This is a genomic window from Acinetobacter sp. AR_0276 (assembly GCF_003000705.1).
Lineage (GTDB): Bacteria > Pseudomonadota > Gammaproteobacteria > Pseudomonadales > Moraxellaceae > Acinetobacter > Acinetobacter nosocomialis.
This window is the reverse complement of the sequence record NZ_PSQO01000004.1, coordinates 360,563-386,258: the sequence shown is the minus strand read 5'-3', so window position 1 is coordinate 386,258 and position 25,696 is coordinate 360,563. Positions and strand designations below refer to the sequence as shown.

At 37.8% G+C, this 25,696-nt stretch carries 26 protein-coding genes; 14 read left to right on the top strand and 12 right to left on the bottom strand.

Going from position 1 to position 25,696, the window contains the following annotated elements; genetic code table 11:
* Nucleotides 1–30: 30 nt before the first annotated feature.
* The 3 genes from CSB87_RS02705 to CSB87_RS02695 all read left to right on the top strand — a co-directional run bounded on the left by CSB87_RS02705 (nucleotide 31) and on the right by CSB87_RS02695 (nucleotide 4,456).
* Nucleotides 31–2,670, top strand: coding sequence for a bifunctional aconitate hydratase 2/2-methylisocitrate dehydratase (locus CSB87_RS02705; RefSeq protein ID WP_002049011.1), 2,640 nt, complete (start codon nucleotides 31–33; stop codon nucleotides 2,668–2,670).
* 229 nt (nucleotides 2,671–2,899) lie between these two features.
* Nucleotides 2,900–3,334 carry a hypothetical protein gene (locus tag CSB87_RS02700; protein ID WP_031952786.1) on the top strand — a complete coding sequence of 145 codons (435 nt, stop codon included), beginning with the start codon at nucleotides 2,900–2,902 and terminating at the stop codon, nucleotides 3,332–3,334.
* Between the two features lie 138 nt (nucleotides 3,335–3,472).
* Nucleotides 3,473–4,456, top strand: coding sequence for an ion transporter (locus CSB87_RS02695; protein WP_031952784.1), 984 nt, complete (start codon nucleotides 3,473–3,475; stop codon nucleotides 4,454–4,456).
* Nucleotides 4,457–4,484: 28 nt separating this feature from the next.
* Here the strand turns inward: CSB87_RS02695 and CSB87_RS02690 are convergent, their stop codons facing one another.
* Complete coding sequence (locus CSB87_RS02690) at nucleotides 4,485–5,684, bottom strand: MFS transporter (RefSeq protein WP_031952782.1); 1,200 nt, start codon at nucleotides 5,682–5,684, stop codon at nucleotides 4,485–4,487.
* 230 nt (nucleotides 5,685–5,914) lie between these two features.
* Between CSB87_RS02690 and CSB87_RS02685 the strand changes: the two genes are divergently transcribed.
* Together CSB87_RS02685 and CSB87_RS02680 are read left to right on the top strand one after the other, a co-directional pair.
* The gene (locus CSB87_RS02685) at nucleotides 5,915–6,343 is read left to right on the top strand and encodes a hypothetical protein (protein ID WP_004708124.1); all 429 of its coding nucleotides are present in this window, start codon (nucleotides 5,915–5,917) and stop codon (nucleotides 6,341–6,343) included.
* A gap of 271 nt (nucleotides 6,344–6,614) precedes the next feature.
* Entirely contained in the window at nucleotides 6,615–7,535 is a 921-nt protein-coding gene (locus CSB87_RS02680; RefSeq protein ID WP_002048985.1) for a LysR family transcriptional regulator, read from the top strand.
* A gap of 62 nt (nucleotides 7,536–7,597) precedes the next feature.
* On the opposite strand, the gene CSB87_RS02675 is transcribed toward CSB87_RS02680, so the two are convergent.
* Nucleotides 7,598–8,050, bottom strand: a complete 453-nt coding sequence (locus CSB87_RS02675) for a DUF441 domain-containing protein (RefSeq protein ID WP_031952780.1) — start codon at nucleotides 8,048–8,050, stop codon at nucleotides 7,598–7,600.
* Nucleotides 8,051–8,303: 253 nt separating this feature from the next.
* On the opposite strand from CSB87_RS02675, the gene CSB87_RS02670 reads away from it, so the two are divergent.
* Together CSB87_RS02670 and CSB87_RS02665 are read left to right on the top strand one after the other, a co-directional pair.
* Nucleotides 8,304–8,522 carry a hypothetical protein gene (locus CSB87_RS02670; RefSeq protein WP_000351255.1) on the top strand — a complete coding sequence of 73 codons (219 nt, stop codon included), beginning with the start codon at nucleotides 8,304–8,306 and terminating at the stop codon, nucleotides 8,520–8,522.
* A gap of 100 nt (nucleotides 8,523–8,622) precedes the next feature.
* On the top strand, nucleotides 8,623–9,327 hold the full coding sequence (locus CSB87_RS02665; protein ID WP_031952777.1) for a pseudouridine synthase: 705 nt from the start codon (nucleotides 8,623–8,625) through the stop codon (nucleotides 9,325–9,327).
* Here the strand turns inward: CSB87_RS02665 and CSB87_RS02660 are convergent.
* From CSB87_RS02660 to CSB87_RS02650, 3 genes are all read right to left on the bottom strand, one after another.
* Nucleotides 9,320–9,763 carry a GNAT family N-acetyltransferase gene (locus CSB87_RS02660; protein ID WP_002049009.1) on the bottom strand — a complete coding sequence of 148 codons (444 nt, stop codon included), beginning with the start codon at nucleotides 9,761–9,763 and terminating at the stop codon, nucleotides 9,320–9,322. The two genes, CSB87_RS02665 and CSB87_RS02660, sit on opposite strands and share 8 nt — an antisense overlap.
* Before the next feature lie 97 nt (nucleotides 9,764–9,860).
* Nucleotides 9,861–10,169 (bottom strand): type II toxin-antitoxin system RelB/DinJ family antitoxin, encoded by a 309-nt coding sequence (locus CSB87_RS02655; RefSeq protein WP_002049033.1) that lies wholly within the window; start codon nucleotides 10,167–10,169, stop codon nucleotides 9,861–9,863.
* Nucleotides 10,170–10,280: 111 nt separating this feature from the next.
* Entirely contained in the window at nucleotides 10,281–11,189 is a 909-nt protein-coding gene (locus CSB87_RS02650; protein WP_213065514.1) for a pseudouridine synthase, read from the bottom strand.
* 119 nt (nucleotides 11,190–11,308) lie between these two features.
* On the opposite strand from CSB87_RS02650, the gene tsaE reads away from it, so the two are divergent.
* The 5 genes from tsaE to CSB87_RS02625 all read left to right on the top strand — a co-directional run bounded on the left by tsaE (nucleotide 11,309) and on the right by CSB87_RS02625 (nucleotide 16,269).
* Nucleotides 11,309–11,782, top strand: a complete 474-nt coding sequence (gene tsaE / locus CSB87_RS02645) for a tRNA (adenosine(37)-N6)-threonylcarbamoyltransferase complex ATPase subunit type 1 TsaE (RefSeq protein ID WP_002049012.1) — start codon at nucleotides 11,309–11,311, stop codon at nucleotides 11,780–11,782.
* Nucleotides 11,775–13,730 (top strand): DNA mismatch repair endonuclease MutL, encoded by a 1,956-nt coding sequence (gene mutL / locus CSB87_RS02640; RefSeq protein WP_031952773.1) that lies wholly within the window; start codon nucleotides 11,775–11,777, stop codon nucleotides 13,728–13,730. Before tsaE ends, mutL begins: the two co-directional genes overlap by 8 nt.
* A gap of 6 nt (nucleotides 13,731–13,736) precedes the next feature.
* A complete protein-coding gene (gene miaA, locus CSB87_RS02635) occupies nucleotides 13,737–14,681 on the top strand; it encodes a tRNA (adenosine(37)-N6)-dimethylallyltransferase MiaA (RefSeq protein ID WP_031952771.1) in 945 nt (314 codons plus the stop codon).
* 94 nt (nucleotides 14,682–14,775) lie between these two features.
* Nucleotides 14,776–15,282 (top strand): RNA chaperone Hfq, encoded by a 507-nt coding sequence (gene hfq, locus CSB87_RS02630; protein WP_000033651.1) that lies wholly within the window; start codon nucleotides 14,776–14,778, stop codon nucleotides 15,280–15,282.
* Nucleotides 15,283–15,411: 129 nt separating this feature from the next.
* On the top strand, nucleotides 15,412–16,269 hold the full coding sequence (locus CSB87_RS02625; RefSeq protein WP_022575520.1) for a DMT family transporter: 858 nt from the start codon (nucleotides 15,412–15,414) through the stop codon (nucleotides 16,267–16,269).
* Nucleotides 16,270–16,305: 36 nt separating this feature from the next.
* Here CSB87_RS02625 and nfsB read toward each other — a convergent pair whose 3' ends face one another.
* Nucleotides 16,306–16,959 carry an oxygen-insensitive NAD(P)H nitroreductase gene (nfsB, locus tag CSB87_RS02620; RefSeq protein ID WP_002048986.1) on the bottom strand — a complete coding sequence of 218 codons (654 nt, stop codon included), beginning with the start codon at nucleotides 16,957–16,959 and terminating at the stop codon, nucleotides 16,306–16,308.
* Between the two features lie 138 nt (nucleotides 16,960–17,097).
* Here nfsB and CSB87_RS20035 point away from each other — a divergent pair, with 138 nt between their 5' ends.
* On the top strand, nucleotides 17,098–17,328 hold the full coding sequence (locus CSB87_RS20035; RefSeq protein ID WP_031952768.1) for a hypothetical protein: 231 nt from the start codon (nucleotides 17,098–17,100) through the stop codon (nucleotides 17,326–17,328).
* 7 nt (nucleotides 17,329–17,335) lie between these two features.
* Here CSB87_RS20035 and CSB87_RS02610 read toward each other — a convergent pair whose 3' ends face one another.
* The gene (locus CSB87_RS02610; RefSeq protein ID WP_031952766.1) at nucleotides 17,336–18,055 is read right to left on the bottom strand and encodes a UDP-2,3-diacylglucosamine diphosphatase; all 720 of its coding nucleotides are present in this window, start codon (nucleotides 18,053–18,055) and stop codon (nucleotides 17,336–17,338) included.
* 15 nt (nucleotides 18,056–18,070) lie between these two features.
* Complete coding sequence (locus CSB87_RS02605; RefSeq protein ID WP_002049022.1) at nucleotides 18,071–18,580, bottom strand: peptidylprolyl isomerase; 510 nt, start codon at nucleotides 18,578–18,580, stop codon at nucleotides 18,071–18,073.
* A gap of 167 nt (nucleotides 18,581–18,747) precedes the next feature.
* Between CSB87_RS02605 and CSB87_RS02600 the strand changes: the two genes are divergently transcribed.
* Nucleotides 18,748–20,475 carry a glutamine--tRNA ligase/YqeY domain fusion protein gene (locus CSB87_RS02600; RefSeq protein WP_031952764.1) on the top strand — a complete coding sequence of 576 codons (1,728 nt, stop codon included), beginning with the start codon at nucleotides 18,748–18,750 and terminating at the stop codon, nucleotides 20,473–20,475.
* A 662-nt stretch (nucleotides 20,476–21,137) separates the two neighbouring features.
* Here CSB87_RS02600 and CSB87_RS02595 read toward each other — a convergent pair.
* The 4 genes from CSB87_RS02595 to eat all read right to left on the bottom strand — a co-directional run bounded on the left by CSB87_RS02595 (nucleotide 21,138) and on the right by eat (nucleotide 25,687).
* The gene (locus CSB87_RS02595) at nucleotides 21,138–21,860 is read right to left on the bottom strand and encodes a glutamine amidotransferase (RefSeq protein ID WP_002048996.1); all 723 of its coding nucleotides are present in this window, start codon (nucleotides 21,858–21,860) and stop codon (nucleotides 21,138–21,140) included.
* 164 nt (nucleotides 21,861–22,024) lie between these two features.
* Nucleotides 22,025–22,840: an ethanolamine ammonia-lyase subunit EutC gene (gene eutC / locus CSB87_RS02590; protein ID WP_031952762.1), complete on the bottom strand. Its 816-nt coding sequence runs from the start codon at nucleotides 22,838–22,840 to the stop codon at nucleotides 22,025–22,027.
* 10 nt (nucleotides 22,841–22,850) lie between these two features.
* Nucleotides 22,851–24,236 (bottom strand): ethanolamine ammonia-lyase subunit EutB, encoded by a 1,386-nt coding sequence (locus CSB87_RS02585; RefSeq protein WP_031952761.1) that lies wholly within the window; start codon nucleotides 24,234–24,236, stop codon nucleotides 22,851–22,853.
* Between the two features lie 14 nt (nucleotides 24,237–24,250).
* A complete protein-coding gene (eat, locus tag CSB87_RS02580) occupies nucleotides 24,251–25,687 on the bottom strand; it encodes an ethanolamine permease (protein WP_031959717.1) in 1,437 nt (478 codons plus the stop codon).
* Nucleotides 25,688–25,696 lie beyond the last annotated feature (9 nt).

Here is a 25,696-nt window from a genome sequence, read left to right as displayed (position 1 = left end):
TAATTTTTTAAAAAAAGAGGAATGAACACCGTGCTAGAAGCTTACCGCCAACACGTTGCTGAACGTGCCGCACTCGGAGTCCCACCGAAGCCACTTGATGATGCTCAAACTGCTCAACTTGTTGAGTTATTAAAAAACCCACCGGCAGGTGAAGAAGCATTCTTGGTTGATTTGCTTGAAAACCGTGTTCCTGCAGGTGTTGACCAAGCAGCTTACGTAAAAGCAGCTTTCTTGGCAGCGATTGCAAAAGGCGAAGCGACATCTCCGCTAGTTTCTAAAGAACGTGCAGTTTATTTACTAGGTACGATGCTTGGTGGCTATAACGTAGCGCCTTTAGTTGAGCTTCTAGATGATGCTGAATTAGCAAGCTTAGCTGCTGAAGCATTGAAAAAAACATTACTTGTATTTGATGCGTTCCATGACGTAGCTGATAAAGCTAAAGCTGGCAATGCTAATGCAAAAGCTGTTTTACAGTCTTGGGCTGATGCTGAATGGTTCACTAGTCGTAAAGATGTACCAGAAGAAATCAAAATCACTGTGTTCAAAGTAACAGGTGAAACAAACACTGATGACTTGTCTCCAGCTCAAGACGCATGGAGCCGTCCAGACATCCCATTGCATGCAAATGCAATGTTGAAAAACGAGCGTGATGGTATCAACCCTGAAAAACCAGGTGAAGTTGGTCCATTAAGCCAAATTAAAGAACTCATTGCTAAAGGCAACCAAGTTGCTTACGTAGGTGACGTTGTTGGTACAGGTTCATCTCGTAAATCTGCAACAAACTCTGTTCTTTGGTTCTTTGGTGATGAAATCGCTCACATTCCAAACAAAAAAGACGGTGGTGTGTGTTTAGGCGGTAAAATTGCTCCGATCTTCTTTAACACAATGGAAGATGCTGGTGCATTACCAGTAGAGATCGATGTTTCTAACATGAACATGGGTGACGAAGTTACTCTTAAAATCGATCATGCTGCTGCAAAAGTTACTGCGTTCAAAAATGGCGAACAAATCGCTGAGTCTGAACTTAAAACTCCAGTACTTTTAGACGAAGTACGTGCTGGTGGTCGTATTAACTTGATCATTGGTCGTGGCTTAACTGCTAAAGCACGTGAAGCTTTAGGTTTAGCTCCATCTACATTATTCCGTACTCCAGTACAACCAGCTGACACTGGCAAAGGTTTCACTTTAGCTCAGAAGATGGTTGGTCGCGCATGTGGTCTCCCAGAAGGTCAAGGTATCCGTCCAGGTACTTACTGTGAACCTAAGATGACTACAGTTGGTTCTCAAGATACAACTGGTCCTATGACTCGTGACGAGTTAAAAGACTTAGCTTGCTTGGGCTTCTCTGCTGACTTGGTAATGCAATCTTTCTGTCACACTGCTGCTTATCCAAAGCCAGTTGACGTACAAATGCAACATACACTTCCAGACTTCATCATGAACCGCGGTGGTGTATCTTTACGTCCAGGCGACGGTATTATCCACTCTTGGTTAAACCGTATGCTTCTTCCAGATACAGTAGGTACTGGTGGTGACTCGCATACTCGTTTCCCAATTGGTATTTCGTTCCCAGCAGGTTCAGGTCTTGTAGCTTTCGCTGCTGCAACTGGTGTAATGCCACTTGATATGCCTGAATCAGTCCTTGTTAAGTTCAAAGGTAAAATGCAGCCTGGTATCACTTTACGTGACCTTGTACATGCGATTCCTTACTATGCAATCAAAGAAGGCGATCTTACTGTTGAGAAAAAAGGTAAGAAGAACATCTTCTCTGGTCGTATCTTGGAAATCGACTTAACAGAAATGGAAACTGACTTAACAGTTGAGCAAGCATTCGAACTTTCTGATGCTTCTGCTGAACGTTCAGCTGCTGGTTGTGCAATCACACTTTCTGAAGAGAAAGTTGCTGAATACTTACGTTCTAACATCACAATGCTTAAGTGGATGATTTCACAAGGTTATGGTGATGCACGTACTATGGCTCGCCGTGTTGAAAACATGGAAAAATGGTTAGCAAACCCAAGCTTACTTAAAGCTGATGCTGATGCTGAATACACTAAAGTGTATGAAATTGACTTGTCAGAAATCAAAGAACCTATCCTTTGCTGCCCGAACGATCCAGATGATGCAAAACTTCTTTCTGACGTTCAAGGCGACAAAATTGATGAAGTATTCATTGGTTCTTGTATGACTAACATTGGTCACTTCCGTGCTGCTGGTCAGTTACTTGAGAAAGTACCAAGCGGTTCATTAACAACTCGTTTATGGTTGGCTCCACCAACACGTATGGACGAACATCAGTTAATGGAAGAAGGCTTCTATAACACTTATGGCCGTGCTGGTGCGCGTACAGAAATGCCTGGTTGTTCATTATGTATGGGTAACCAAGCACGTGTTGCGCCGAACACAACTGTTGTTTCGACTTCTACACGTAACTTCCCTAACCGTTTAGGTCAAGGTTCTAACGTTTACTTAGCATCTGCTGAGCTTGCATCTGTTGCTGCTGTACTTGGTAAATTACCAACTCCAGAAGAATACCAACAATATGCAGCTCAAATTGACAGTATGTCTGCTGACATCTACAAATATTTGAATTTCGACCAAATGGGCGAATATACAAATGCTGCTGATAAAGTAGATACTAAGAAAATTGCTGCTGCTCAATTGACTTAATAAGTCGATTTAGTACAAAAAAGGAGCTGATTATTCAGCTCCTTTTTTATTTTAATGAGAATTAGTGCATATTTTAAATATTAAAGTAATGAATTAATCAAGTTTTATTCCTATAAAATGTAAAAATAAATATAACGCTAGATATTAAAGAAGATTTTACTTTAAAATAATTGAATGAACTTAAAAATAATTAAAAAGAACATGGGTATTTTATATATGGAACTTAAAAATGCTAAAGACAATTGTTGAATTTAAATTTGATGATTATCAGCTATATGATCAAAATTTATCAGCAGAAGACGGAAATATGTTAGTACAGAAAACGGAAGATATTGCACAGTATATTTATAGTATATTGAAAAATAGATATCACTTAAGTATTGAATTAAATGCTGAACGCTGGGGGTGGGAAATAGAAGTACCATTACCTGAGATCACGATGTATATCGGTATTAGTGTTTATGAAGAATATAGTAATGGCTTTGCGATATTCATTTCACCAAATACGCCAATTTTGAGAAGATTTCTTTTTAGAAAATTAGATATTACTCACCATATTATGCTGCTTCAAAATTATATTAATGTCATTTTGAAGTCACATGCAGGTATTTATGATGTGCAATGGTGGGAAGAAAATGAGTTTAGATATGTTGCTGCTCATTAAAATATAATTAGAAAATATGAAATATTATTTATGATTGTTTAGTTAATACAATTAATAAAATATTTTATTGGTCCTTATAGTGGTGAATTTAAGTATGTGAGCTTAATATATATTCAATATCATGTGGCTCAGATCTGTATGCGAATTTTAGCTTGGAAGAAATTACGTAAATTCTTCTATAACAACCTTCATGATCATGATTACGAAACAACAGTCAGTAGGTGTATAAACTACTTTTTGGTTTTCTTAATTATTGGGAATGTCATTGCGGTATTGCTAGAAACAGTAAATGATCTGTATTACAGCTATCGTATATGGTTTGACTACTTTGAAAATATTTCAATTGCAATTTTTAGTGCCGAATACCTCTTACGCCTCTGGAGTGTAGTAGAGCGTGATCCTACACAAGCTGCATGGAAGCAGCGTTTAGCGTGGATGAAAAGCGGAGAGGCACTGATTGACCTCATGGCAATTTTGCCTGCGTATCTAAATTTCTTTGTACGAATAGACCTTCGTATGCTTAGAATTTTACGATTACTTCGACTATTAAAATTAACTCGCTATTTTATTTCTTTGCAAATATTGCTATGTGTTATTAAGCGAGAAAAAGGTTCTTTTCAGGCAGTGATTTTTATTTTAATCATTATGATTATTATGACTGCCTCTGGTATTTATGTCGTTGAGAATAAAGCGCAACCAGAAGCGTTTAGCTCTATTCCTAAAGCAATGTGGTGGGCGGTCGTTACCTTAACCACAGTTGGATACGGCGATGTCACACCTGTGACCAGCTTAGGAAAACTACTAGGAGCTTTAATTACAATTTTAGGGGTAGGGATTGCTGCTTTACCGGCTGGTATTTTAGCTTCTGGTTTAGCCAATGAACTTAACCAACGGAATCAGCGCCTTGAACAAGAGTTTCGTGAGTTACTTCAAGTGCGTGGTATTGACATCATGCATGATGAAGTTGAAATAGAACGTATTCGACAAAAAGTAGGGCTACCAAAAGAACAAGCGCATAATCTGATTATCCAAATTATGCGCGAAAAAGTATTAGAAGAGAAAGAATCTGTGAGAGAGAAGAAATGCTATTGTCCACACTGTGGTGAAAAGTTAACAGATTAGTATTTTTATTAAAAAAGCCTAATGAGAATCAGGCTTTTTGAGTTGCTTTTTCTACAGCAAATGCGATGAGCAAGATAATAAGACCACCAAGGCTTAGTACGAAACCTACCCAGATTGGTGCAATCCAGCCCATCTGATGGCTCAGTACCCAACCACCTAAAAAAGCACCTAAAGCATTAGCAAGATTAAAGGCGGAGTGGTTAAGTGAAGCTGCTAGGGTTTGGGCATCACCTGCAACATCCATGAGGCGTGTCTGTAAAGCCCCACCTAAACCCATAACAGTTAGGCCAATTAAGAATAAAGAGCCAATTGCGCTATAGATATTACTCATTAGAAAGCTTGCAATTACGAATGCAATCGCTGAGCTGATAAGTACGCCCACAATAGTTTTATTGAGGTTTTTATCTGCAAGCCACCCCGCGGCTAACCCACCAATCACCATTCCGATACCCCACAGCGCTAATGCAATAGGAACAATCTGGATATTAACTTTAGTGTATTCAGTGAGAATTGGTGAGACATAGCTATATACCGAGAACATGCCCCCAAAGCCAATTGCGCCGACTGCAAGGGTTAACCACATATTTATATTTTTAAGCCCAGCTAATTCTGTTTTTATGCTGGCAGTAGCTTGAACTGGAATATTCGGTACAAAGCAAGCTACGGCAATTAAAGTAAAAAATGCAATTGTTGCTGAAAATTCAAAACCTGCTCTCCAACCAAAATGTTGGCCTAACCATGTAGCTAAAGGTACGCCAATAACAGTAGCAACTGTTAAACCCATCATCATTTGTGCAACTGCTGAAGCTCTTCGTGAAGGGCCTGCGAGTTCAGCAGCTACAAGGGCACCGACTCCAAAATATGCACCATGAGGTAATCCCGCAATAAAACGAGAAATTAAAACTGTTTCTGGCGTATGTGCTAAAGCTGTACAGGCATTAGCAATCCCATAAAACAGCATGAGACAAAGCAATAGAGTCTTTCTAGGAACTTTAGCGCCCAAAATAGCAATAATCGGGGCGCCAATTACAACACCTAATGCATAAGCGCTAATAAAATGCCCGGCTTCAGGTACTGTGATCTTTAAATTGTGTGCAATTTCTTGAATAAGACCCATTGCGACAAATTCTGTAGTGCCGATACAGAAACCGCCTACTGCGAGTGAAAAAATTGCCAAGAAGAGCGAGTAGTTTTGAGGAGAAGATGAAGGGGATTGGGGTGACGCCATAATAAATTAATAAAAGGAAACTCAAAAAAGAAAGTATAAGGGAAAAAAGAGATCAAAATAATAAAAAACTAGAATCTCGAGAGGAAGTTTGCATATTTAAACTAATAACATTTTATCTTTATATTGAATAATTTATCGAAAGTTTTTATTAAATTATATATGATAAGCACGTAATACTTTATGCATTACAATAAGTTGTATAAATATTTAAGAAATAGAGAATCTAAATCGTGAGAAAATTAAGTATTGCCTGCCTTATGGGCTTGGTTATGTTATCTATGTCTGGTTGCTCAGTCTTTATGGCGGGTAATCAACCAAGTAAAAAAAATTTAAATGTTTTAAATCCGGGTAGTTCTCGCAATTATGTTATTGCCGAGTTTGGAGCACCTGTACTTTCCGAATATCGTGATGGTACAAGAGTCGAAATTTATACTTTCCAGCAAGGTTATCCAAAATGGGCTAAAGTAAGCCGAGCATTTGGCCATGGCATAGCAGATGTTGCCTCATTTGGGTTATGGGAAGTATTTGGAACACCAACTGAAGCATATTTTAGTGGGAAAGAAACCTCTTATGAAGTAACGTATGGGCAAGATGACTTGGTAAAAAGCTTTAAGCTCATCGATTTTGAGCAGGCATTTCCTAAAGCAAAAGCACAATGATGAAATGAAAAGGGCCATAAGGCCTTTTTCTTTGTCTATATAAAAGGTTCACTAATTTCTATTTAATAAAAATATTTACCTTTATATTTATGAAAATTCATTTCTTCTAAAAAGAATTAAGAAAAGTTCAAGTTGAGACAAATTAATTAATATTGTGATAAGATGAATACTGTTCATTAATAGTGATTTATTTAAACTGACTCTAATTGCTGTCAAACAACAGATAAGTTGAAAAATGTTTAGATAAATCTATTTGTTCAGGCTTTTGCCCATGTTAGAAATTCGTCATCTTAAAACTTTGGTTGCCTTACGTGAACATGGTTCACTTGTTGCGGCTGCTAATGATCTGTGTTTAACACCATCTGCTATTTCTCACCAATTAAAAGAATTAGATCATTGGTATGGTGTAGAAGTGGTGAATCGTCGAAGTAGACCTGTTAGTTTTTCAAATGTTGGACAGCGTTTACTCAAATTGGCTGATGATGTATTACCACAAATTCAGATCACACAAAGCGACATTACGCGAATTGTTCATGGGCAAACAGGCAGAATTATTTTTTCCTCAGAATGTCATAGCTGTTTTGACTGGTTAATGCCTTTATTAAATCAATATCGACAGCAGTATCCAGACGTAGACTTAGACTTTGCTTCGGGCTTTGAAGCAAATCCACATGAGCTTTTACAAAATGGTGAGTTTGATTTACTTATTACAGCCGATCCGATCGCGCTAAAAGGAATCGAATACTTCCCGATTTTTGAATATGAGTCGCGTTTGGTTTTATCAAATACTCATCGATTGGTTCGTGCTGAACATATTACAGTTCAAGACTTAGCTGAAGAGGTTCTCATTACTTATCCGGTAGATAAGCACCGTTTAGATATTATGTCGAAACTATTTATACCGGCAAATATTCAACCAAAACAGATTCGAACTACAGATTTAACGCAAATGTTGATTCAACTTGTAGCGAGCGGTCGAGGCATTGCTGCTTTACCAGACTGGGTAGTGAATGAATATGAACAAAAGGGTTGGGTAACTAGCCGCCGTTTAGACTGTGTTTCTGCAACGGGTTTAAGACGTACATTATATGCAGGCTACCGAACTGAAGAAAAAGAGAAGAGCTATTTTGAAGGATTTTTAAAGCAGTTAGAAAAGTTCTCTTTAAAACGTAATGCCTATTATTCTGGATAAAAAATTAATTGAGCTTAAGTGTTAAAAAGGTGCGATTAAGCACCTTTTTAATATCTATAATTTTATTTACCAATGAATAAGGACAGCAAGCCTGCAGCAATCAGGGGACCAACAGGGACGCCTCGGAGTAAAGCAACGCCCGCAACTGTACCAATAAGTAAACCTGCCACAACATCCGGTTGGCTCGACATAAGTTTTACACCACGGCCACCTAGCCACGCGACAAGTAGACCAATTGTAATAGCGACTAAAGATTTAAAACTAATAAAGGATTTTAAAATACTCTCTCCACTAAGCTTGCCACTTGCAATAGGGGTGAGTACGCCAATTGTTAGAATAAGTATGCCTAAGTTTAGTCCATGAGCCTGAATATAAGGAAAAAATTGATTTAATGGCGTGATTTTTATGACGATTAAAATACCTGCTGCGATGGTTACAGCTGCATTTTGACTTAGTAAACCGCAGATAAGTAAAACTAATAAAACAACTAAATTGACATCGAATTGGGCAAGCATGAGAAGCGGCAAGAAAAGCAAATAATTTGAATTGTATAATAATTAAGAGCCAAAATGTGAGAGCTTTTAAGGCTGAAAAAGATTAAACAAAGGTTTTTTGGTGGAAATTTTCTTGTATATATCTCAATGATAAAGAGTTTTATCTATAGTTACGCTTGGAAACAATGTTATATAAATTAACAACTTAAAAAGTATTCTTTTGAGATAGTGTGATATAAAAAGAATCACTACTCGTGAGTACAGGATTAATCTTATGGATATTATAGATATCAAGATCAAAGACCAATTTGATCAAATTCATGATGCGAAAGCTCAATTAAAGAAGAATTTAGTTGAACATGAAAATGAGCCTTTAAAGCTAAGTCAGCGTATCGAACACATTATTGTAGATAATGAGGTGATCTTACCCACTACAGAATTACTCTTTGAAAGTGAACAAAACGAAAAAATTTATCGCGTCATTGAAGAATAATGCAAATTTAATGAAGTTAAATGCGAAGATGATAAAGCAGAAGATAATAAAACACTAAAATTACGTTAAAATAATAGTTTCGTTTTAAAGAGAAAGCTTTATGCTGCTGGAAAAAATTTTACAATCACAAGGGTTTGGTTCACGTAAATATTGTCAGCAGTTAATAAAAAATGGTTCAGTAAGTATTGATGGGGAGGTTGTGAGTGATCTCAAAAAGCAGTTCTCCCCAGAAAATTTTGAGTTTTCCGTTTTTGGTCAAAATTATCAATATAGAGAAAAAATTTATATTGCTCTAAGAAAACCTCAAGGTTTCGAGTGTTCTCATCATCCTCAGCATCATCAAAGTGTTTTTAGTCTACTACCTGAGACCATGATTCATCGTGGTGTGCAGGCGGTTGGACGCTTGGATCAAGACACAACGGGTCTGCTTTTACTTACTGATGATGGTAAATATCTACAAGCTTTAACTCATCCTCGTAAACATGTACCAAAGGTTTATCACGTTACAACTTACGACCCCGTAACCCCTGAGCAAATTGAAATGCTTACTCAAGGGGTTAATTTACACCAAGAAAAGGGGGTATTTGCTGCCACAGATGTAGCACTACTAGGAACTCATCAATTAACGATGACTATTCATCAAGGTGTTTATCATCAAGTCAAAAGAATGATTGCAGCCGTAGGCAATAAAGTCGAGAAATTACATCGACATCAAATTGGTCAATTGGTTTTACCTGAAATTGAGGAAGGGGATTGGGTATATTTGTCGGAGGAGGAAAAGCAACTCGCTCAAAATATTATTTAAGAAAGCAATGGAATGTCTGAAATTCACTGTCTCGAATAAATCCCATTTTTTCATAGAGACGGTGAGATTCATGATTATTCGTTTGAGTCTCTAAACTAATACGTAAAGCATTTTCTTGTTTTGCAAATAAAATAGCTGTATCAATGAGCTGTTTTGCTGAACCCTGACGTCGGAACATAGGGGTAACATAGACATCATCTAAGATATAGTAAGTAGAGCAAGCAACTGAAGAAAAACCTAAATAAAGCAAAACGAAACCTGTGATTTTTTCATCCTTAATGTGGATGAAAAACACACTTTCTTTATTCTCAAAACGTTGTTTTAAAAAATGATGTGATTCATCAAGATTAGAAGATGCACCATAAAATTGACGGTATTCATCAAATAGAACAGCAAGTTGACTTAGATCTTCATAGGTCGCTCGTCTTACAATCATTAGGCGCTCCTTGTATTTATGTTTATATTTTTACAAAGAGAGCATAACTAAAAAAGACGCCAATAGACGTTAAAAGTTGTTTAAAAATGCAACACCGTTAAGTTTTGTCACTTTCACCTAATAGAGCATTTAGCTCTTCAAATAAATCTTCATGGTCATCATCTTCATTTAAATTTGAAGGGTTCTGATTTAATGAAGTTGCTTTTGCTTTTCTCAGTTTTAATAATTGTTCCATATTAATGTTCTGATTTTCGATAGCAAAAGGAATAGATTTAGTTAAGACGACTTGTTTAAAGAACAGTCGTACCGCTTGGGCAGGGGTAATTCCCAATTGTTTAAAAACAGCAAAAGCTTGTTTTTTCTCTTGGGAGTCAAGTCGAACCTGATAAACTTCTGTTTTTCGCATGAATAACAAAACCAAATGATTTTTAATTTTTAGGGATTTATTTTAAACCATCGGAATGTAATTTCAATGTCTTTCAGCATAAAAAATAATCTTTTTGTCATTACGATGAGATTACAGTGTCAATTCAAAGTGTGAATTGAAAACCATTTCCTGTTTTGTTAGCGGGTCTATAAAAGAAATTTGCTTAGCTAAAAGCTGTAAGGGCTGAGAAAAATCATTATCGGCTTTATGTTGAACTATAGGATAAAACAGATCATTTTTAATCGGTATACCTAAATGATTTAAATGAACACGGAGTTGATGTTGTTTGCCGGTGGTTGGCGTTAAACAATATTTAGCCCATGAGTGATTATGTTCAAGCAGCTCAATTTTAGTTTCGGTATTGGTTTTAGTATGGGGAATAACGCGCATTGTATAAAAGGGAGTGCCTTTATCTAAATACAATTTTAATATCTGAGGGAATTTTAATTCAGCTTTATAGGCAGCGATTGCATGGTAAATTTTATGAACTTCTCGATCTGCAAATAACTGTTGGTAAATTCCACGTGACTGCGGTCGTTTGCAAAATAAAACGACACCAGCAGTTTCACGGTCTAGTCGGTGGATTGGTGTTAAAAACTCATTGCCCGTTTGTTTTTTTAAACGCACCAATAACGTTTCTTGGACATATTGCCCTGTTGGGCTAATGGTTAAAAAGTGTGGTTTATCTACAACCAGCAAGTCATCATTTTCAAATAAAATTTGATGCTCAAAGGGAACATGTACTTCGTTAGCAAGGAATCGGTAATAAAAAATATGCGTGTTTGCTATATAAGGGCTGTCTAATGTTAATTTTTCGCCATTTTCTGCATAAATAAGTCCATCTTGGAAACGTTGCTGCCACTCTATTGCTTTTATATGAGGAAAGTTTTCACAAAGAAATTGATAGATGGTTTGTGCAGTGGTTTGTGGAGGAAGATAGACTTGGCTTGCGCTTACGCCATCAATCATAGGTGGGAAAAATTCAATCGGGCTAGACATAAAAATGTGTCAATATTTAATAAATGTGATGTAAAAAAAGCCAACTTTAAGCACTTAAGTAGGCTTTAAAGCAGGGCAATGGTATCATATCGATTATTTTGAATCATGTTATGTGTGTTATGTCGTATTCATTGAAAATGGTCTTAAATCATGAAGAAGATACCCAGCGTTTAGCTCAGGCATTAGCGCAGCATGTTCAAGCTGGCGTGATTTATCTGATTGGAGATTTGGGCGCCGGTAAAACGACATTAACCCGTTATTTTTTGCAAGCTCTAGGGCATAAAGGTTCGGTTAAAAGTCCGACATATACGTTGGTTGAACCATATAAAATCAATAATAAAGAAATTTTTCATTTTGACTTATATCGTCTTAATGATCCTTATGAACTTGAATTAATGGGAATCCGTGATTATTTAGATATTCAGGATGCACTATTTTTATTTGAGTGGCCTTCGAAAGGTGGAGACGAAATCCCTGAGGCAGATATCGTCATTGATATTCAAAAATCAGATGATGAACTCAATCGTTTCGTCACCTTAACTTTACCAACAGAGCATTTGTACCAGACTTTGCAGGAACAGCTTCATGACTGATCAAAAGCTAACACAACGTCGTATTCATACATTAGACGCCGCGTTAGCCAACCAGATTGCTGCTGGTGAGGTGATTGAACGTCCCTCATCGGTCGTAAAAGAATTATTAGAAAACTCAATTGATGCAGGTGCAACCGAGTTAATTGTGCGGATTGCACAAGGCGGCTCAACATTAATCGAAATTATTGACAATGGACATGGAATTCATCCTGATGATTTACCATTAGCAGTGATGCGCCATGCAACCAGTAAAATTAAAACAGCAGAAGATTTACACGCGATTGTTAGCTTAGGTTTCCGTGGTGAAGCACTTGCTTCTATTGCTGCGGTTTCACGATTGACTTTAACCAGTAGCCAAGATGAAAGCGGAATTGGTCATCAGGTCGAGGTGAATGGTACAGCCTTTGATCATCAACAAGTCCAAGCTGTTGCTGCACAAAAGGGCACCCATATTCGAGTTCAGGACTTGTTTTTTAATGTACCTGCTCGTCGTAAATTTTTAAAAAAGCCAACCACTGAATTTGGGCATATTGAAGAAATTGTACGTCGTTTGGCTTTAACACATTTTGATATACGTTTTGTACTTGAGCACAATGACAATATTCGAATTAATTTACCAATAGCAGATAGCGGTGAATTAAGATTTCAGCGTGTACAGCAATTATTGGGTCAACAGTTTGTTCAAAATGCTTACTGGATCGACGCAGAAAGTATTAACATGCGTTTGTCAGGTTGGCTAGGGCATCCCTCTGATGCACGTGCTCAAGCAGACTTACAATATGTGTATGTAAATGGCCGAATTGTGAAAGATAAAACTATTTCACATGCTTTAAGAATGGCATACGACGGTATTTTACATGGTCATCAGCATTCATCTTATTTGCTTTTCTTAGAAGTCGACCCTGAAAATATTGATGTTAACGTTCACCCAACGAAACATGAGATTCGTTTCCTAAATCAACGCGAAGTACATGAGTTTGTCAGACATTATGCTAAAGAAACGTTAGCAAAATTTCAGACCGCTAGTGCTGATTTGGCACAAGCCATGAAAGTAGATGATACTCAAAATCTTTCGGTACAACCTCAGCCTAAATATCAAGAACAATTCACATTGCATCGCACAGACCAAGCTATTGATACAACACTAGATAAGCCTAGTAGTTATCAGCCTTCTACTGAACTTTTAACTGATTTTAATGACAGTCGTCCACAGGCTGTTCACTATGCAGAACAAACCCCAAAATATAATGGTTCTGCGCAGTTAAATAATGCATTAAAGACTTACTTGGCCCCATTACGTGATCAACCTGCTACCAGTTTTTCAGTTAATGAAAATATTGAGCCTGTCGTTAAAGTAGATGAATTTCCATTAGGTATCGCAATTGCTCAGCTTCATGGAATTTATATTCTGGCGCAAAATACTGAAGGTTTGATTATTGTTGATATGCATGCAGCGCATGAACGTATTTTGCTGCAACAAATGAAAAATGCTTGGGATAAACCTGAGTTTTGGACATCTCAACAGTTACTTATACCTAAAGTCATTTCAATTAGTCGTATGCAAGCAGTACGGGTCGAAGACTTAAAGCCTCAGCTTGAGCGTTTGGGGCTAGAAATTGATTTATATGGCGATGAGCAAGTCATTGTGCGTGGTGTGCCGGCTATTTTGCAAAAAGCAGATTTTGAAAACCTTATTCCTGAACTTCTTAATGATTTAGATCCAAATGATGAAGCTCAAGGATTATTGCAAAAGCGTGATGAACTGTTAGCTGGTATGGCATGCCATGGGGCAGTGCGAGCACATCGACAACTTAGCCTCTCAGAAATGAACGCTTTACTTCGCCAAATGGAACAAACCGAATTTGCCAGTCAATGTAACCATGGTCGTCCAACTTGGCGTGCATTTCCATTATCTCAACTAGATAAATTATTTGCTCGAGGAGAGTAGTTTTACATGTCAAATCAATTGCCCGTCATCAATTTAATGGGACCAACTGCAAGCGGAAAAACCGCTTTGGCATGTGAACTTTATGAGCGTGGAGATTTTGAGTTAATTTCGGTTGATTCGGCTCTTGTATATAAAGACATGGATATTGGCACGGCTAAACCAACACGTGAAGAGCAGGAGCTATATCCACATCATTTAATAGATATTATTACTCCACTTGAGGTCTATTCGGCTGCCCAGTTTGTTGAAGATGCTTGTGTTTTAATTGACGAGATGCATTCACGCGGCAAAACTCCTATCTTGGTAGGAGGAACCATGCTGTATTTCAAGGCGCTCCTAGAAGGATTATCAAGTAACTTGCCAAGCGCAGATGCAAATGTTCGTGCAGCAATTGAAGAAAAAGCAGCAAATGAAGGGTGGCAAGCTGTTTATGATGAACTGGTGGCAGTAGATCCGGCAGCTGGTGTGAAATTCAAGGTTTCTGATAAACAAAGAATTATTCGCGCGTTAGAAGTTTATCGTATTACAGGTCAACCAATTACCAAATTGCAGGCAGAACAACCAAAAAACGTACCATATCGATACATATTTCATAACTATGCTTTGCTTCCAGATCGGTTAGAATTACATCAACGCATTGAGCAAAGATTAAGCAAAATGTGGGATATCGGTTTTTTGAGTGAAGTTGAATCTCTAATTGAAAAATACGATTTAGATGAAAATTTACCCTCTATGCGTTCTGTTGGTTATCGACAAGCTCTAGAATTTCTATTAAAAAGTGATATGAGTCTCAAAAAAAAGCAAGAAATGGAGGATAAAGCCTTATTTGCAACACGACAACTTGCCAAACGTCAATATACGTGGTTACGTTCTTTGCAAGAAATACACGATTTTAAAACTTACTTGACGATAAAGCAGGCGAAAGAAGACTTGCGAAACTCTTATGGATAAAGCAAAATTTGCACACTGTCTTTTTATAATTTTTAGTTGAAAAATAAAGATAGTTTTTTTGCGCTGATTTAAAAATTTTTTTTTGGAGTTAAAAATGTCTAAAGGTCAAACTTTACAAGATCCGTTCTTAAATTCTCTCCGTAAAGAACGTATCCCAGTTTCTATTTTCCTTGTTAACGGTATTAAATTACAAGGTCATATTGAATCTTTTGACCAATATGTTGTTTTATTAAAAAATACTGTAAGTCAAATGGTTTACAAACACGCAATTTCTACAGTTGTTCCAGCTCGTAACCCACGTCCAGCAGGTGCACAAGGTGCAGGTTTCCCAGCTCAGGGTGGTAGTCAAGGTGGCTTCGGTGGTCAAGGCGCTGGCTTTGGTGGTGCTCAAGGCGCTGGCTTCGGTGGTCAAGGTGGCTTCGGTGGTCAAGGTGGCTTCGGTGGTCAAGGCGGCTTCGGCGGTCAAGGTGGCTTCGGTGGTCAAGGTGGCTTCGGTGGTCAAGGCGGCTTCGGTGGTCAAGGCGGCTTCGGTGGTCATCAAGGCGGTTTCGACAACGATTCTAAATTTGAAGATGGTCAAGACGACGAAAATAATCGTTAATTGATTAGCTTAGAAAAACCAGTCAGTGATGGCTGGTTTTTTTATGGCTTTAAAAATATAAAAAGTATATTCAGTTATTTGTAGTGCATCTCGCTTTCTTGAAAATTCAGTTTAATAGGTTCTTCGCAAATGATATTAATATTTGCTGCGGCGCTATGCAGTGTTCTGGTGTCTGTATTACTAAAAAATTTAAAGAAAAAGGGCTATCAACCCATGCAAATGATTGCATGGAATTATGCAAGTGCTAGCTTGTTATGTTATTGGTGGTTTAAGCCAGATATTCAGCATATTTCTATACAACACATGCCTTGGTGGCTAATCGTTGCTTTAGGCATCATTTTACCGAGTATTTTTTTATGTCTTGCGAAATCCTTAGAGCATGCCGGTATCGTCAAAACAGAAATTGCTCAACGATTGTCAGTGGTACTCTCTTTATTAGCAGCTTATTTCTTTTTTCAAGAACGGTTTAATTCTCTTAAATTATTAGGTATTGGTTTAGGAATTTTTGCTGTTATTTTAATCGTATTTGGACAGATAAATGGCACTTCAGGCCATCAATCGAAAAAGGCAATTCTTGCGTTAATGAGTGTCTGGTTTGGTTATGCTGCTGTAGATGTCTTGTTAAAATACACGAGTAGTTTGGGGCTACAATTTACGTTAACTTTGAATCTGATTTTTATTACAGCCTTTGTATTATCAATAGTTTATTTATTATTCCAAAAAAAGTCAGCATGGAATTTTAAAAATACTGTGGCCGGATTAATACTAGGTGTACTTAATTTTTCAAACATTGCCTTGTATGTTAAAGCACATATTTTACTTAAAGATTCACCAGCGATTGTCTTTGCAAGCATGAATATTCTAGTGGTATTACTTGGGATAGTTTGTGGTGTAGTTTTATATAAAGAAAAATTAAAACTCCCAACGATTTTAGGAACGATTTTGGGAATAAGTGGATTGGTTTGTTTAGCCTTAGCTATGAAATAGGAGTTCAAAAGACTGTTCTTTTGAACTCTGCTAATCTTATAAATGTGTAAAAATAACTTCATCTGGCAGACGAGATTTTGGCAACTTCGCATTGAAATCATTTTCACTTCTATAGCCAAGTGAGACAATGACAGAGCTACGTAAGCCTTTTTCTTTTAAGCCAAATTCTTCATTTAAAACATCTTCGTCGAAGCCACCCATTGGGGTTGCATCTATGCCTTCAAGACCAGCTGCAAAAAGTAGTTGTCCTAAAGCGATAAAAGTTTGGTTTTCCATCCAGCCAAATAAATTTTTTTGTTCATTGCGATAAAACTCAACGTAGCCATGACGTGTATCTTTTTGACCAAGTTTTGCTTTTTCATCTTTAAATCGACCACTTAGATCATCTTGTTCAAGTAATTGATTTAAATATTCGGGTGAAATATCTGTTCTTGTACAAAATACAAGCGTATGTGATGACTCAAGAACTTTAGGAGCATTATAGGCATATCGCCCTGTTAAGGCTTTAGCAATGCGTTCTTTAGCAGCAAGATTGTCAGCCACCAAGAAATGCCAAGGTTGAATATTCACTGAAGAAGGGGTGAAGCGTAAAATTTCTAATAATTTATTAAATTTTTCTTTGGGAATTTTTTTCTCAGGATCATACGCTTTTGTGGTGTAGCGACTTTTAACCGTATTTAGTAAATCCATACTTACTCCATATCAATCTTATTACAATCGAAGTGTTCTAATCTTTGGCATGATACGCGATTTTGTAGGAAAACATCTGCATTTTAATGTGATAAAGAAATATAATACTTATATAAATTTTTTAATAATTTATTGAAAATGTTTGATTTAATGCCCAAAGATGCAAAGGGTAAGCTGCGAGAAATTAGAGTTGTTAAAGCCTTTATTATTCTTATATTTGTATTGAGTCTTCTTATTTTATATATTGATTATCACAATCATGCATATATAAGTTGGAAATTTATATTTATTGCTAGTATGTGTGTGATTTACGATTCTGATTTAAATAAAAAAATTAAAGAATTAAAAGTTCAAATAAAAAGTGACTAATTTCTAACTAATAATTCCAGACAATCAATTCGATCTGTTGCGTATTTGAAGAGGGATCAATTTCTAAAATTTGTGCGTGATCTTCTTTCCAGTCACCGAGTACAATCCGTTGTTTATGCTGTACTTCATGAATAGCTGGACGATGAGTGTGTCCATGAATAAGTATGTCTATATCTTTTAGGGCGGAGAGCACGGCTTGTTCATTCACATCCATAATCTCATAACTTTTTTGCTGTTTGTCCGAATGGCTTCTTTTACGAAAACCATTGACAAGTTTCGTGCGGAAACTTAGAGGTGTTCGACGTAAAAAAGCGACTAAAAGGGGATTTCGAATAATTTTTTTAAATCTTTGATAAGAAATATCATCCGTACATAACGCATCGCCATGTTCTAGACGGTATTGGTGACCTGCAATATTAAGATAATAAATATCGGGGAGTAATACACCATTAAACTTATTGAGGAAAACCTGATTTAGAGCAAAGTCGCGGTTACCGACTTGAAAGTAAACACGATTACCTTTTTCATTAAAAGCTTTTAAAGCTTCAACAATTTCGTCGAGCCAAGGAGCTGAATAATCGTCACCAATCCAAGCATTAAACCAGTCACCTAAAATATAAAGCTGTGTTTGTTTATTTTGATAATGTACCAACAAATCTAAAAACCCTCGAACGAGTCGAGGGTGTTCAGGTGACAAATGTAAATCTGAAATAAACAGATAGGTCACAGCTTTATCCTAAAATTATTCAGAAATAATTTTAGCAGATTCGATAACAACGTTTTCTAAAGGAACGTCAGCGTGATAACCACGGTTACCTGTACGTACACTTTTGATCGCGTCTACAACGTCCATACCTTCAACAACTTTACCGAATACAGCATAACCCCAACCTTGTGCAGTTTTTGAAGTATGGTTCAAGAAAGAGTTGTTTTTTACATTGATGAAGAATTGTGCAGAAGCAGAGTGTGGCGCTTGAGTACGTGCCATAGCAATTGTACCAACATCGTTACTTAAACCGTTGTCAGCTTCGTTTTCAATTGCATCACGAGTTGCTTTTTCTTTGAAGTTTTCATCCATCCCGCCGCCTTGGATCATGAAACCATCAATGACACGGTGGAAAATAACGCCGTCATAAAAACCGTCACGTACGTATTCTAAAAAGTTTGCTACTGTTTTTGGTGCTTTTTCAGTATTTAGTTCAAGAACAATACGACCTTTATTGGTGTTTAATTCGACTTGAGGAAAACTCATTACATTAATCTCCTAAACATGGGCTTATGACCATGGGTTTTTGGTTGAGAGAAGCATAAGCAAACTGTAAACTACAAGGCAAGTAAAAAACGTTAAAATCTTTGTGAAAAATGAAGATAGCGTTTATTTTTTCGAAATTTTATCTACAAAGAAGTGATTGATACACTATGAAGCCTAATGATGTTGTCTCGAACCTGCCAAACAACCCGACACCGAATACTCATGCCTCTGTCGATTCTGCGCAGCAAGAACAACAGGCTGGATTAGATTTTGTTCGCCAAGTCATTACTGATGATTTAGCTGCCGGACGTACCAAACAAATCGTAACTCGTTTTCCGCCAGAACCAAATGGTTATTTACATATTGGTCACGTAAAAGCAATCTGTCTAAACTTTGGTGTTGCAGAAGAGTTTGATGGACTCTGTAATTTACGTTTTGACGATACGAATCCAGATGCAGAAGAACAAGAATACGTTGATGGTATCGCCAATGATGTGAAATGGCTTGGTTTTAACTGGAATGGTGAACCTCGCTATGCTTCTGGTTATTTTGATCAGCTTTATGCATGGGCAATTCAATTGATTGAGCAAGGTGATGCATATGTTGATTTGCAGTCTCCAGAAGAAATTAAATTAAACCGTGGTAGTTTTGTTGAACCAGGGAAAAACTCGCCATATCGTGATGCATCTGTTGAAGAAAACCTTGCTCGCTTTGAACAAATGCGCAGTGGTGAACTAAAAGAAGGTGAAGCTGTTTTACGCGCTAAAATTGATATGGCAAGCCCGAACGTGCATATGCGTGATCCAATTTTGTATCGTGTCTTGCATTCAGAGCATCATCAAACTGGCGACAAATGGAAAATCTATCCAATGTATGACTATGCTCATCCATTGTCTGATGCAATTGAAGGAATCACGCATTCACTTTGTACATTGGAATTCCAAGATCACCGTCCATTCTATGACTGGATTGTTGAAAAGGTTAAGTCTAAAGCTGTTCCGCACCAATACGAATCATCTCGTTTGAACGTAGATTACACCATTACTTCTAAACGTAAATTACGTAAGTTGGTTGAAGGTGGTTATGTAAATGGTTGGGATGACCCTCGTATGCCAACAGTTGTTGGTATGCGTCGTCGTGGTTTTACACCAGAAGGCTTACGTGATTTCTGTAAACGTGTAGGTGTGTCTAAAACTGACGGTATTGTTGATGTTGCAATGCTTGAGTTCTGTATTCGTCAATCTTTGGAGAATACAGCAGCGCGTGGTATGGCTGTGTTAGATCCTTTAAAAGTGACACTTACAAACTTACCGGAAGATTTAGACCTTACCCATGCGCGTCATCCAAATGTCGATATGGGTGAGCGTGTCATTCCATTAACTAAAGAAATCTATATTGACCGTAAAGATTTTGAAGAAGTACCGCCAAAAGGCTTTAAGCGTTTAATTCCGGATGGTGAAGTTCGTTTACGCCATGCATATGTGATTAAGTGTGATGAAGTCATTAAAGATGCAAACGGTGAAGTCGTTGAGCTGAAGTGTTCGATCGATCCGGATACTTTAGGTAAAAATCCTGAAGGCCGCAAAGTAAAAGGCGTAATTCACTGGGTATCTGCAAGCAAGGGTATTCCTGCTGAAGTACGTATTTATGATCGATTGTTTACAGAAGCTGACCCTGAAACTGGTGATGATTTCTTAGCAAACTTAAATCCAGATTCTTTGAAAGTGGTTCAAGCTGTGATCGAACCTGCTTTAGCTCAAGCGAAACCAGAAGACCGTTTCCAATTTGAACGTGAAGGTTATTTCGTTGCGGACCAATATGATCATACTACTGAAAAACCTGTCTTCAACCGCGTTCTTGATTTGAAAGACAGCTTCAAACCTGAGAAAAAGTAAGAGATTGCTTATCTCTTACTTTTTCGCAAGACGAGCAACATGTTGTGAGTAGATAGTTGAGATTGCTTATCTCTTACTTTTTCGTAAGACGAACAACATGTTGTGAGTAGATAGTTGAGATTGCTTATCTCTTACTTTTTCGCAAGACGAACAATATGTTGTGAGTAGATAGTTGAGGTTGCTTATCTCTTACTTTTTCGCAAGACGAACAACATGTTGTGAGTAGATAGTTGAGATTGCTTATCTCTTACTTTTTCGCAAGACGAGCAACATGTTGTGAGTCAACAACAGATATTAAAAAAGCCCAACTGTAAGGTTGGGCTTTTTTCGGAGGTCTTCTCATCATAATATTCTTTTTCTTTATGATTTCGCTTCCTTGGCAAAAGAGCTTAGGTAGGATTAATCACATAAAAGTAAAGAACTAATAGTATGAGAAGCATTGTTGAAAGCATTAAGTAAGTATTGACCGTATTAAAGCTTTTAAGAAACTTCCAGATATCCATAGTAAATCAGCGTATATTTTATGTTACAAATTAATAATACACTGAAACTTTTCTGAAATGTTTCTAAAAATAAAATATAAAGTTTCTTTGTTTAAAAAATAGTCATAAAATACCAAGTGGTAAAAAATAATATTCATTAAACATTAGAAATTACTTCACTTATGCACTATAACCAATTCTTTTCAAGAATTTTTGAATTAATTCAAATGCAGCGTGTTCAAGTGCAGGGGCATATTCGATATTTTGCTCACGCAATTTAGGAATGGAAATTCCAGCATTACGAAGTTCACATGTGTGACCAATAAGCCATTTTTCAAAGTTTTCTTGAGTCGTCTCAATGTGGAACTGTAAAGCAAGAATATTATTACCCACTTCAAAGGCTTGGTTAGTATAAATATCTGAACTCGCCAAAAGGGCTGCATTTTCAGGAAGGTCGAAAGTATCACCATGCCAATGTAAAACATGGATATTATTAAGCAAAGGCGATAATACCTGATTAGGGCGTAAACTTAAGCTTAAAGCTCCCCAGCCAATTTCTTTTTGATGGCCTGCATATACTTTGGCACCAAGTGCATGAGCTATAAGCTGTGCACCTAAGCAAATGCCAAGTGTTGGTTTATCTGCTGCCAAACGTTGTTTGAGTAAAGCGATTTCATCTTTTAAAAATGGATAATCTTCAGTTTCATAAACTCCAATTGGACCACCTAAAATAATAGTTAAACCGTCATGGGCGAAAGCAGGAGTTAAATCATCTACACCAGCTTCAAAATAACGGACGCGAAAACCAAGTTGATAAAAGACATCTTCTAATGAACCTAAGTCTTCGAAAGCAAGATGCTGAATGGCATAAATAGTTTTAGGAAAGGCGTTTGTAGTACTCATACAAATGATTCATAGAAGATCAATAGGTGGAGTATAGCGATAAATATAAAGAAGAAAATATCCATATAAATCGTCAATACCTGAAAATTGCTATTTTTCGTTAAGATAATCTTGTTACGCAGAAATATTTTGTAGGTAAGAAATATCTATGCGTAACCTACTATTTAAAATAAAAGCTTTGAGTTTTCATTATGGTCGATATTTGAAAGTTGATGTTCATCTTTTAAATTTACTCCTGAAAAGCCAAGCTGCTTCGATTTTTTCATGAGTGCCATTAAACGTTGTACCGCAACTGGAATACTTAAGCCTGCTGAACGGACGTTGGAAATACAGTTGCGTTTGGAGTCAAGGCAACCTGAATATGCATTCCATGTGTAGTAAACTCCCATACTGTCAGGAGAACTTAAACCTGGGCGCTCTCCAATAAGCATAACCAGCATGGAGGCTTTAAAAATTTCTGCAACTTCATCGCCTAAAGCAACTCGGCTTCCTGTTGCAAATATAATTGGCGCAAGGCTCCAGTTTTCTTGTTGAATATGTTCGCTTAGCACTGCAATAAATGCGATAGCATTTGCTTCAATCGCTCTTGCAGAGAGACCATCACCTACCACAATACAAACATCATACTGCTGTGGGTTTTTTGCATACTCTTTAATTAAGGTTTCTTTTGATGGGTTTGAAAGCTGACGACCCAAATCTGGGCGTTTAAGATAAATTTCCTTATTAGCAGCATTACTTTGAATATGAAGAGTTTGAAGTTGTTTGTGCTGTAATTGTTCAGACAAGTAGGGAACATCCATATGTTGATAAACAGCATCTTTTGCTTGCGCATGAGACAACTGGAACTCAAGTAAGGCCCGTGTTGGGATACTGCAACCAGCACGACCTAAAGCAATACGGGCATCAGTAAACTGTTTGAGCTTTTCCCACTGATCCTGATGGGTAGAGGACGGATATTGAATATCACGGTTCAGTTTCATGGTGTTCCCCCTAGTTCATGAGCAGACGAGAGAATTGGTCAGGCATGTGGTCTGCCCAACAAATTTGAGAGTTTTGCTGTTTAAAAATCCCTTGTTGTTCAAGCCAAGCGGAGAACTCAGGAGCGGGTTTTAAACCGAGGAGTTGTCTTAAATAGAGAGCATCATGGAATGAAGTGGTTTGATAGTTGAGCATGACATCGTCCGAACCTGGAATTCCCATAATGAAGTTAATGCCTGCGGCGCCAAATAGAGTAAGAAGCACATCCATATCATTTTGGTCGGCATCGGCATGGTTGGTATAACAAATGTCGCAGCCCATTGGTATGCCAAGCAACTTACCGCAGAAGTGATCTTCTAAACCTGCACGTATAATTTGTTTACCGTTAAATAGGTACTCGGGGCCAATAAAGCCGACGACTGTATTTACCAAAAGTGGGTTATATTTACGAGCCACTGCGTAGGCCCGAGTTTCTAAGGTTTGCTGGTCAACGCCGTGATGTGCATTGCTTGATAGGGCACTCCCTTGACCCGTTTCAAAGTACATAACGTTGTGTCCAATGGTTCCGCGCTTGAGTGCGAGGGTGGCTTCATAACCCTCTTGTAGCAAATCGAGCGAGATACCAAAACCTTCGTTAGCAAGTTGGGTGCCGGCAATTGATTGAAACATTAAATCAATCGGTACATTTTTTTCAGCCAGTTGAATGCCTGAGCTGATATGCGTAAGTACACAAGATTGCGTTGGAATTTGATATTCCTGAATGACATGATCAAGCAATTTCAGTAGCTCTGACAAATTATGCAGGTTATCCGTGGCAGGGTTAATGCCAATTACGGCATCACCATTGCCATACATCAAACCATCTAAAATACTGGCTGAAATACCGAGTACATCATCCGTAGGGTGATTAGGTTGTAAACGGGTAGAAAGATGACCTTTTAAACCAATGGTGTTACGAAACTGGGTAATGACTTCACATTTGCTGGCGACATAAATCAAATCTTGATTGCGCATAATTTTGCTGACAGCAGCCACCATTTCTGGAGTTAAACCTGATGCTAAAGCTTTTAAGCTTTGGGCAGTTGCATCTTCTCCAAGTAACCAATTTCGAAAATCACCTACTGTAAAGTGTGAAATAGGGGCAAAGGCTGTTAAGTCATGTTCATCAATAATCAGACGCGTAATTTCATCAGATTCATAATCGACTACAACTTCATTTAAAAAGGTTTTCAGTGGCACATCGGCCAAAGTCATTTGTGCCGCAACATGTTCGGTTGCATCTCTGGCAGCTATACCTGCTAGCTCATCGCCTGAACGTAACGGTGTAGCTTTTGCCATCAAAGTTTTTAGGTCAGCAAAATGATACTGTTGATTGGCGACAATATTGCGATAACTCATAGTTACATCCCTTTTTATAGTTCTTGTTCGGCAGCTTTAATATTTGCAAACTCTTCTTCTGGTGTCCCTTTCACTAAATGATAGCGGCTGTAGAACAAGAAGTAAGCAATAAATACGACATAGATACCGGCAGCAATAAACCATACTTTCGGATTAACAACAAAACCTGCAACCACAGCAGTGACTGCTAAAATGAGTGCAATACTTGAGGTCACAATGCCACCTGGTGTTTTATAAGGGCGAGGCATATCGGGTTTAGATAGACGTAATTTGATGTGGGATAAAAGAATCAACACATACGAAATAGTTGCACCAAAAACCGCGATTAAAATCAGTGAATCGCCTTCTTTGGTAAGTGAAAGCAAAAAACCGATAATGCCCGGAATAATAATTGCGAGATAAGGAGCTTTATTTTTATTGGTTAACGAGAGTGACGTCGGTAAGTAGCCAGCTCGTGACAATGCAAAGATTTGACGCGAATAGGCATAGATAATTGAGAAGAAACTTGCGATTAAACCAGCTAAACCCACAAAGTTTACGAATGTCGCAAGCCAAGTGTTGGTGCCATAAACTTTCACTAATGCATCTACCAGAGGGGCACCTGAGTTTTGTAAAGTACTTGCACCTGCTGCGCCTGCACCCAAGAACAAAATGAGCATAGCAAACGCGGTTAAGATGAGCATTGCACCGATTAAACCGCGTGGCAGAGATTTGGCTGGATCTTTTGCTTCTTCTGCTGCTAACGGCACACCTTCTACTGCAAGAAAAAACCAGATTGCAAAGGGAACCGCGGCCCAGATGCCCAAATAGCCATGAGGTAGAAAACGGCTTGCACCAGTTGCTGTGCTAACGGGAATATCTAAAAGGTTTTGTGCATTAAAATGTGGGATCATTGCTGTAATAAAAACAACAAGAGCAACAGCAGCGACTAGTGTAATGGCAAACATGATTTTCAAGGCTTCGCCGGCACCTTTGAGATGTATACCCATAAAAATGGCATAACAGGCGAGGTAAATCATCCAGCCATTAATCCCAAATAGAGATTCGCAATAACCACCAATAAATACGGCAATAGCAGCAGGCGCAATTGCGTATTCAATTAAAATCGCCGTACCTGTTAAGTAGCCTCCGAAAGGACCAAAGGCAGCACGTGCAAAACTATAACCGCCACCTGCTGTCGGCATCATGGTAGACATTTCTGACATAGAAAGACATAGACATAAGTACATAAGCGCAGCGAGTACCGTGGCAATGAACATTCCACCCCAACCACCTTGGGCAATACCAAAGTTCCAGCCGGCAAAATCACCCGATATCACATACGCTACGCCTAAACCAATCAGGAGTAACCAACCTACGGTACCTTGTTTAAGTTGACGCTGAGCAAAATATTCTGCTGATGAGACTTCTGCACTTGAAGAAATAACGGAAGCTGTTTCTGGTTGATTCATACAATACTC

Excerpts from the sequence above, each read along its gene's own strand:
- tsaE (WP_002049012.1), top strand. The coding sequence starts at position 11,309 with ATGTCGTATTCATTGAAAATGGTCTTAAATCATGAAGAAGATACCCAG.
- CSB87_RS02650 (WP_213065514.1), bottom strand. The coding sequence starts at position 11,189 with ATGTCTAGCCCGATTGAATTTTTCCCACCTATGATTGATGGCGTAAGC.
- CSB87_RS02700 (WP_031952786.1), top strand. The coding sequence starts at position 2,900 with ATGCTAAAGACAATTGTTGAATTTAAATTTGATGATTATCAGCTATAT.
- nfsB (WP_002048986.1), bottom strand. The coding sequence starts at position 16,959 with ATGGATTTACTAAATACGGTTAAAAGTCGCTACACCACAAAAGCGTAT.
- mutL (WP_031952773.1), top strand. The coding sequence starts at position 11,775 with ATGACTGATCAAAAGCTAACACAACGTCGTATTCATACATTAGACGCC.
- CSB87_RS02600 (WP_031952764.1), top strand. The coding sequence starts at position 18,748 with ATGAAGCCTAATGATGTTGTCTCGAACCTGCCAAACAACCCGACACCG.
- CSB87_RS02665 (WP_031952777.1), top strand. The coding sequence starts at position 8,623 with ATGCTGCTGGAAAAAATTTTACAATCACAAGGGTTTGGTTCACGTAAA.
- CSB87_RS20035 (WP_031952768.1), top strand. The coding sequence starts at position 17,098 with ATGTTTGATTTAATGCCCAAAGATGCAAAGGGTAAGCTGCGAGAAATT.
- CSB87_RS02680 (WP_002048985.1), top strand. The coding sequence starts at position 6,615 with ATGTTAGAAATTCGTCATCTTAAAACTTTGGTTGCCTTACGTGAACAT.
- CSB87_RS02695 (WP_031952784.1), top strand. The coding sequence starts at position 3,473 with ATGCGAATTTTAGCTTGGAAGAAATTACGTAAATTCTTCTATAACAAC.
- eat (WP_031959717.1), bottom strand. The coding sequence starts at position 25,687 with ATGAATCAACCAGAAACAGCTTCCGTTATTTCTTCAAGTGCAGAAGTC.
- CSB87_RS02655 (WP_002049033.1), bottom strand. The coding sequence starts at position 10,169 with ATGCGAAAAACAGAAGTTTATCAGGTTCGACTTGACTCCCAAGAGAAA.
- CSB87_RS02585 (WP_031952761.1), bottom strand. The coding sequence starts at position 24,236 with ATGAGTTATCGCAATATTGTCGCCAATCAACAGTATCATTTTGCTGAC.
- CSB87_RS02605 (WP_002049022.1), bottom strand. The coding sequence starts at position 18,580 with ATGAGTTTTCCTCAAGTCGAATTAAACACCAATAAAGGTCGTATTGTT.
- eutC (WP_031952762.1), bottom strand. The coding sequence starts at position 22,840 with ATGAAACTGAACCGTGATATTCAATATCCGTCCTCTACCCATCAGGAT.
- hfq (WP_000033651.1), top strand. The coding sequence starts at position 14,776 with ATGTCTAAAGGTCAAACTTTACAAGATCCGTTCTTAAATTCTCTCCGT.
- CSB87_RS02690 (WP_031952782.1), bottom strand. The coding sequence starts at position 5,684 with ATGGCGTCACCCCAATCCCCTTCATCTTCTCCTCAAAACTACTCGCTC.
- CSB87_RS02660 (WP_002049009.1), bottom strand. The coding sequence starts at position 9,763 with ATGATTGTAAGACGAGCGACCTATGAAGATCTAAGTCAACTTGCTGTT.
- CSB87_RS02595 (WP_002048996.1), bottom strand. The coding sequence starts at position 21,860 with ATGAGTACTACAAACGCCTTTCCTAAAACTATTTATGCCATTCAGCAT.
- CSB87_RS02670 (WP_000351255.1), top strand. The coding sequence starts at position 8,304 with ATGGATATTATAGATATCAAGATCAAAGACCAATTTGATCAAATTCAT.
- CSB87_RS02625 (WP_022575520.1), top strand. The coding sequence starts at position 15,412 with ATGATATTAATATTTGCTGCGGCGCTATGCAGTGTTCTGGTGTCTGTA.
- CSB87_RS02675 (WP_031952780.1), bottom strand. The coding sequence starts at position 8,050 with ATGCTTGCCCAATTCGATGTCAATTTAGTTGTTTTATTAGTTTTACTT.
- miaA (WP_031952771.1), top strand. The coding sequence starts at position 13,737 with ATGTCAAATCAATTGCCCGTCATCAATTTAATGGGACCAACTGCAAGC.